This is a genomic window from Pseudopedobacter sp. (genome assembly GCF_040392825.1).
Taxonomy (GTDB): Bacteria; Bacteroidota; Bacteroidia; order Sphingobacteriales; family Sphingobacteriaceae; genus Pseudopedobacter.
In genome coordinates this window covers 1-7,774 of the sequence record NZ_JBEBVH010000197.1, presented here as the reverse complement: position 1 = coordinate 7,774, position 7,774 = coordinate 1, and the positions used below count along the sequence as shown (strand labels likewise).

6 protein-coding genes and 1 tRNA gene are annotated in these 7,774 nt (G+C 36.7%); all 7 read left to right on the top strand.

Annotation, left to right across the window (positions count from 1 at the left end; translation table 11 throughout):
• A partial coding sequence (locus ABWO41_RS13300) for a lipid-A-disaccharide synthase (RefSeq protein ID WP_502945652.1) occupies window positions 1-641 on the top strand: 641 nt, incomplete at its 5' end.
• Window positions 642-673: 32 nt separating this feature from the next.
• Window positions 674-747 (top strand) — tRNA-Ala (locus ABWO41_RS13295).
• A gap of 122 nt (window positions 748-869) precedes the next feature.
• On the top strand, window positions 870-1,283 hold the full coding sequence (locus tag ABWO41_RS13290; protein ID WP_353138825.1) for a putative signal transducing protein: 414 nt from the start codon (window positions 870-872) through the stop codon (window positions 1,281-1,283).
• Window positions 1,284-1,410: 127 nt separating this feature from the next.
• Window positions 1,411-2,718 (top strand): L-fucose:H+ symporter permease, encoded by a 1,308-nt coding sequence (fucP, locus tag ABWO41_RS13285; protein WP_353138822.1) that lies wholly within the window; start codon window positions 1,411-1,413, stop codon window positions 2,716-2,718.
• Window positions 2,719-2,866: 148 nt separating this feature from the next.
• The gene (locus ABWO41_RS13280) at window positions 2,867-5,629 is read left to right on the top strand and encodes an alpha-d-galacturonidase (RefSeq protein WP_353138819.1); all 2,763 of its coding nucleotides are present in this window, start codon (window positions 2,867-2,869) and stop codon (window positions 5,627-5,629) included.
• Window positions 5,630-5,773: 144 nt separating this feature from the next.
• Window positions 5,774-7,318, top strand: coding sequence for an MGH1-like glycoside hydrolase domain-containing protein (locus ABWO41_RS13275; protein WP_353138816.1), 1,545 nt, complete (start codon window positions 5,774-5,776; stop codon window positions 7,316-7,318).
• Window positions 7,319-7,519: 201 nt separating this feature from the next.
• A partial coding sequence (locus ABWO41_RS13270) for a glycosyl hydrolase family 28-related protein (protein WP_353138813.1) occupies window positions 7,520-7,774 on the top strand: 255 nt, incomplete at its 3' end.

Genomic DNA, 7,774 nt, shown 5'->3' with positions numbered 1-7,774 from the left:
TTGATTATGTAGGCAACCCCCTGTTAGATGCTATTCATGAATTTAAAGCAAACCCGAATTTTAGAAATGAACATCAGCTCGAAGGAAAGAAAATAATAGCGCTCTTACCAGGAAGTCGGAAACAGGAATTAAACTATTTGTTACCAACAATGATTTCTGTAGCAGATAAATTTCCGGAATATCAATTTGTTATTGCAGGAGCACCAAATTTTTCAAGGGCAGATTATGAAGCCTATATGCAGGGGAAAAATATCCCTGTAGTTTTTGGGCAAACATATGATCTTTTAAGCAATGCTCATACTGCCATAGTAACATCGGGAACAGCAACATTGGAAACGGCACTTTTTAATGTACCCCAAATAGTAGTTTACAAAGGTAATGCTATAACCATTGGAATAGCAAAACTGTTAATTAAGATTGGTTTTATTTCTTTGGTAAACCTTGTTGTGAATAGAGAGATTGTAAAGGAGCTTATTCAGGGGAATTGTAATACCGAAAAGTTATCAGAAGAATTGGAGAGGATATTGTCTGGTAGCGGAAGGGAAAGAATGTTTGCCGATTATGAGGAATTAATGATAAAAATGGGAAAACCGGGAGCTTCAGAAAAAACTGCACAATTGATAATTAATTATTTGAGTTAATCAAAAAAATTATAATATTTGCGCCACGCAATGGGGAATTAGCTCATCTGGCTAGAGCGCTTGCCTGGCAGGCAAGAGGTGACCGGTTCGATCCCGGTATTCTCCACATCATTTAAAAGCTTCTCGATTTTCCGGGAAGCTTTTTCAGTTTATAACATTCAGTTTTATATTATTACAAGCAGATTTTTTATTTTAGTTAAGTGACGTATAATCAAACCCAGATAAAATATGGAATTAATAACAGTAAAAGTGTTTGATAATGCAATTGAAGCTCATATACTGAAATCAAGACTTGAAAGTGAAGGAATAGTTTGTTTTATTTTCGATGACAATATGGTTTCATTAAATCCATTATATAATGTTACTCTTGGGGGAATTAAATTGAAGGTTAGAGAAGTTGATGTTGAGCATGTAAATACTATTATAGACCAGATTGATAGTTTAAAATCCGTAGATGATAACGACCAAATTATCAAATGTCCAAATTGTGATTCTACAGATTTATATACTGGATATAAATCAATGAAAGGTACAAAAGGTATACTCTCTGCAATTGTTTCATTCCTGTTTATGGTATTTCCGATTTATTATAAAACCGTTTACAAATGTAAAGTATGTGGTGACGAGTTTAGGAGAGAATAAGATAGATCGACACTTTTTTATTTTCCTAAGCTAATATGCTATAATAGAATGTAAATATCAGATAATAAAAAAATAGGCTCTTCAGATACTTTTGTTTAATATATTTGGTATCCCAATTATTTAACTTATGTCAATTATCTCAGAATCTCAGAATTCATCTCTAGTGAACGAAACAGGAACAGCTTCGAAGACTAAATACTTAATACCGTTTATTTTAGTAACAACTTTGTTTTTCCTATGGGGAATGGCTCATAATCTGGATTCCATTCTTATTCCGCATTTAAAAAAAGCATGTCAGCTAAATAACCGCCAATCTACTTTGATAGACACTGCAGTTTTTATGGCTTATTTCCTAATGGCTTTGCCAGCAGGTATGATTTTGAAAAAATGGGGGTATAAAAACAGTTTGCTATTAGGTTTATTGATATTTTCTGCAGGTGCTTTCTTGTTTGTTCCTGCTGCAAATACAAGAGCTTATGAGTTATTTTTGGTAGCCTTGTTTATTATAGGCTGTGGTTTAACTTTATTGGAAACAGCTGCTAATCCGTATGCGGCGGTTTTGGGACCAAAAGAGACATCAACTTTCAGATTGAATCTGGCAGCATCTTTTAATGGTTTAGCTGCGATGGTAGCCCCTATTGTAGGTGCATTATTTATTCTTTCGGGGCAAGAGCATACGGCAGCGGAATTGGCTGCTATGTCAGAAGTAGATAGATTGGCTTATCTAAATTTTGAGGCTAGTTCAGTAAAGATGCCTTATATCATATTGGGCACATTTTTATTGGTAGTTGCTTTGTTATTCTATTTTATCAAATTCCCTGAGGTAAAAGTAGAAGACGATAGCCAGGGTGAGAAAAAAAGTTTGTGGGCCGCCTTAAAGCATAAACATTTAAGCTGGGCTGTAGTATCTCAGTTCTTTTATGTGGGAGCTCAGGTTTGTGTAACCAGTTTCTTTATCAGAATGGCACAACAAGGAGCAAATTTTGATGAAAAAACTGCAGGCTATTGGCTAGGTGTTTATGGATTGTTATTTATGGGAGGCAGATTTGTTGGAACTTTCCTGATGAGAATATTTAAACCAAATGTATTATTGGCCATTTTTGCTGTCTGCGCAGCTTTATTAAGTATAATTGCTATTACTGGTGAAGGTGTAATCGTGATTTACGCTTTAGGCGGATTAGGGTTCTTTATGTCTATTATGTTCCCTACAATTTTTGCTTTGGGTATTACAGATTTAGGTGAAGAAACTAAAGCCGGCTCGTCCTGGTTGATTATGTCTATCGTTGGTGGTGCAATTTTGCCTTATATTATGGGAACTGTGATTGATTTGAATCATGATAACATTCAAATAGGTTATGTTATTCCGTTTGTTTGTTATTTAATCATTCTGTATTTTGCTTTGATAGGATATAAAGTGAGAAATAAGATTGCGTAGTTTTATAATGCCAACGGCAACATCGTATAATCCTTAGAAAACTTCTTATAACATTTAAGCGTGTCAAAATATTAGCTTTGGGTTATTTTAGATTATTACCTTTTGTAAATGGGTGATAATCTAAGAATAACTTGAAACTATTAGAAAGATGCGTATCCTTAGCTATTTGTTAGTTCCGTTTTTATTGTCACTTTTTAGCATAAATCTTTCATTTGCTAAAGACGATAATAAAGTCAATATCATTGTAGAATCCAAAGAACCCAGAATACTTTTTGGTGCTGAAAAAATAATTGCTGCATTAAAAGGTGTTGGTATCGAAGCAAGTCTGGCTTCCAATAATAAAATCAGCGCTAAGCAAAAAAATATAGTGGTAGCAACACAAGCTACTTTATCTTCTACTATAAAAAAGCAGATTCAAATAGAAAAATATCCTACAGCAAAAGAGAGCTTTGCAATAGCTTCATTCGGTAAAAATAATAGCTTACTATTAGGAGCAGATGCTTCCGGGGCCTTATATGCATGCTTGGAATTCGCTGATAAGATAAAAGCAGCTAAACAAATTCCGGCATCTTTCAATTTATACGATGCTCCGGAAATGGTATTGAGAGGAACAGCAATTGGTATTCAAAAACCTGAATATTTGCCAGGCAGGGATGTTTATGAATATCCGTACACTCCGGAATCTTTTCCATGGTTTTATGATAAACAGCATTGGATAGATTATTTGGATATGTTGGTGGAGAACAGATACAATTCTTTGTATTTGTGGAACGGGCATCCATTTTCGTCATTGGTAAAACTGAAAGATTATCCTTATGCTTTAGAAGTTGATGAAGCTACATTCAGGAAAAATGAAGAAGTTTTTAAATTTCTGACTGCGGAAGCGGACAAACGTGGAATCTGGGTTATCCAGATGTTCTACAATATCCTGATCCCTAAACCTTTTGCAGAAAAGCATGGCTTGAAGACTCAGGATAGAAACCGTCCAATAATTCCTTTAATAGCTGATTATACCCAAAAATCTATCGCTGCTTTTGTAGAAAAATATCCAAATGTAGGATTATTGATTACGTTGGGTGAAGCGATGGAAGGAGTTGGGCAGGATGATATTGATTGGTTTACAAAAACCATTATTCCCGGGGTGAAAAATGGTTTAAAAGCTTTGGGAACCCAAACCGAACCGCCAATTGTATTAAGAGCTCATGACACCGACGCACCTGCAGTAATGAAAGTCGCTTTACCATTATACAAGAACTTGTATACCATGGCTAAATTTAATGGTGAGGCTTTAACGGTTCCTGAACCCAGAGGTAAATGGGCAGATTTGCATCGTACCTTGAGCAGAATTGGAACAGTACATATAGAAAATGTACACATCATGGCTAATCTGGAACCATTCAGATACAGCTCTCCGGACTTTATACAAAGATCTGTTAAAGGAATGCACCATGTTTTGGAAGCAAATGGTCTGCATCTGTATCCGCAAGCATCTTACTGGGACTGGCCCTATACTGCAGATAAAGCCCCTAAACGTTTGATGCAGATAGACAGAGATTGGATGTGGTACAAGGCCTGGGCAAGATATGCCTGGAAAGCAGATAGGAACTCTGCAGAGGATTTTAACTTCTGGTCTCAGGAGCTTTCGGATAAATTTGGAACAAATGCAGATGCTAATAAATATTTTGTAGAAGCTTATGATCAGGCGGGAGAAATCTCACCGAAGATTTTGAGAAGATTCGGCATTACTGATGGAAATCGCCAGACTTCGACTTTAGGAATGTTGATGACCCAATTTATCAATCCGTTCCGTTATGGCTTGTTTACTTTGATGTATGAATCAGAAGCGCCCGAAGGGGAGATGATTATCGATTATGCTGAGAAGGAATGGAAAGGTGAGAAACATGTGGGTGAAACTCCAATGCAAATCGCAGAGGAAATTGTTGCACATGGAAAAAAGGCCGTTGCAGCAATTGAAAAGGTAGCGCCTTATGTAACCAAAAATCAGGAAGAATTTAATCGTATTAAAAACGATATGTATATCCATTTGGCAATGGCTCAGCATTATTCTGATAAGGTGAAAGCAGCTATCCAGGTATTGAGATTTAAATATTCGAATGATGTTGCTGATCTGGAAAAAGCCTTGCCTCTGTTGGAAAGCAGCGTAGCACATTATAAAAATCTGACTTCTTTGACTGAGCATACTTATTTGTATGCAAACAGTATGCAGACCAAACAGCGGAAAATTCCGATGAGGGGAGTAGATAAAACATTTATCCACTGGAAAGAGGTCTTACCTGTATTTAACGTGGAATTAGCTAACTTTAAGCATAATATTGATTCTTTGAAAAATACAAAAAATACAAAGGCGGCTACAGTCAAAGCTTATGACAATGCCAATGTAAAATTGTTGGGTAACTATCAAACTTATATCGTACAACAGAATGCAAAGCCGTTTTCAGATAAGGACGAAAAAATAGAAGCGCTGGCTCCAGAATTAAAAGGTTTAAAAGGAATTGCTTTAAATACGTCAGAACAGCAAAAAAATGGGACTAAACTGGAGTTCAGCAATACAAAACCAGTAACTGTTTTAGTCGGATTTTTTACAGAAAAATCACTGGCATATTCTCCTGCACCTGTTTTAGAGATCGATGCCAGTGCAAATAACTATGGACAGGCAGAAAGCAAAATTTCCAAGGCAGTAATTCTGAAAGGGATGCCAAATGTTAATGTACATGCTTATACTTTTCCGGCTGGGAAAAATACCTTAACACTAGCAAAAGGGAAGGCTTTGGTTTTAGGTTTTGTTGATGGAAATCAGAATATTAAAATCTACGATGCAGCGTTAGATGGTAGTAGTAAGGATATTGATTGGCTGTTTGGAGAGTATGAGCCAACAGATGTTAAATTGTAGGAAGATTGAGGTCGGAGGTCCGAAGTCGGTAGAAGTATTAAGTAGTTAGTATCAGGTATAAAGATTTTAAAGATAAGGAAAAGAACGTTTTGGACAGTCGATAGCTTCGGACACCGGTCTTCTGACTTATTAAACATTAAAAAAATGGGTTTATCAAAATATATTTTAGCTTGTACGCTGTGTGTTTCTCAGCTGTCCGTATTTGCACAAAGCGATTTACTGGATAAAAAACTAAGAAACTATGTGAAGGAATTCAATGCCAATGATAACGAAGCAGTTATCAATAAAATATCCAATGCACAATCGGCAGACTGGATGGCGGCAAATGTTCCTTTGCTGGACTGTCCTGATAAAGAAATTGAGGAGAAATACTATTTCCGTTGGTGGTCTTATCGGAAGCATATTAAGGACACTCCGGAAGGCACTATTGTCACCGAATTTATAGAACCTGTAAAACATGCGGCGAAATACAATGCTATCAGCTGTGCGTTGGGACATCACCTATATGAAGGTCGTTGGATTAAAAACAACGATTTCTTAAAGGAATATGTGAACTTCTGGTTATACAAAGCCGATGTCGGAGAAAAAAAGCCAAGATTTCATCAGTTTTCGAGCTGGCTGGACGATGCACTTTTGGCTTATTACAAAGTAAATCCGGATAAGGAATATATTAAAAGCATTATTGCAGATCTGGACAAAGATTTCCAAAAGTGGGAGCAAGATAGAAAACTGGCCAATGGTCTATTTTGGCAACATGATGTGAAGGATGGAATGGAGGAATCTGTTTCAGGCTCTCGGGTTGACAAAAATATGCGTCCAACTATTAACGCCTATATGTATGCCAATGCTGTTGCTTTAAGTACGTTTGCTGATATTTTAGGCGATCAGGCTTTGAAAGCCAAATATCAGGCTAAAGCAGAAGAGATCAGAAAGCTGACTATTAACGAGCTTTGGGATAAGGACGAGCAGTTCTTTAAAACAAAGTTAGCAAAGACAAATCAGTTACATGAAGCCAGAGAGGCTATAGGTTTTGTACCCTGGTATTTCAATTTACCTTTAGATCAAAAAGAATATGCACAAGCCTGGAATCAGCTTTTGGACACTGCTGGTTTTAAAGCAAAATGGGGATTGACCACCGCAGAACGAAGAGAGCCAACTTTTAGAACAAGAGGATCTGGTCATGGTTGTGAGTGGGATGGTGCAATCTGGCCCTTTGCTACAACACAAACTTTAAGGGGTCTGGCGAATTTGTTAACAAATTACAAGCACCATGCGAAGGTAGATAAGAATGTATTTTATAATGAATTGCATAAATATGCATGGTCTCAACAAATGTATGGTAAACCATATATAGGCGAATATCAGGATGAAAGTAACGGTGAGTGGTTAAAAGGCGATCACCCTCGTAGTAAATTTTACAATCATTCGGCATTTATGGATCATGTGATTCAGGATTTAATAGGATTCAAACCGCGTTTAGATGCTGCTTTTGATATTGATCCGCTTATTCCGGACGGTAAATGGGATTATTTCTGTTTAGATAATCTGACTTATCAGGGTAAACAGGTTAAAATCCTTTGGGATAAGACGGGTAAGCATTATCAACAGGGAAAGGGCTTTAAGGTGTTTGTGGACGGTAAGTTGGTAGCGAAAAAGTCCTCTATTAAACCGTTGAGGGTGAAATTGTAGTTAGTTCCCCGAAGGGGTGCCTTCGGCAAGTTAGTTAGTTAGTTAGTTAGTTAGTTAGTTAGTTAGTTAGTTGTCATCCCGAGCGCAGTCGAGGGATCTGTTACATCAATAGTTTACAAACTGCTCCACTTTTTTCAATTAGCCGAAATAGCGGGAGTTTTTTAAAATATAATATCGAATATAAAATCTAACCTTAATCTTATGAAGGTATCTAAACTTAAGTCTCTTTTATTACTGATCGCGCTCTTTTTTAGCACAAGTACTTTTGCGCAGCAATATTTTAACGTTACTAAATACGGAGCCAAAAATGACAGTACCAGGCTGGCAACAGACGCTATAAAAAAAGCCATTGATGCTGCGGTGAAAGTTGGTGGCGGAACGGTTTATTTTCCTGCTGGAAAGTATCTGACTGGTCCTATACATTTAAAAAGCAATATCACTATTTTTATAGATGCT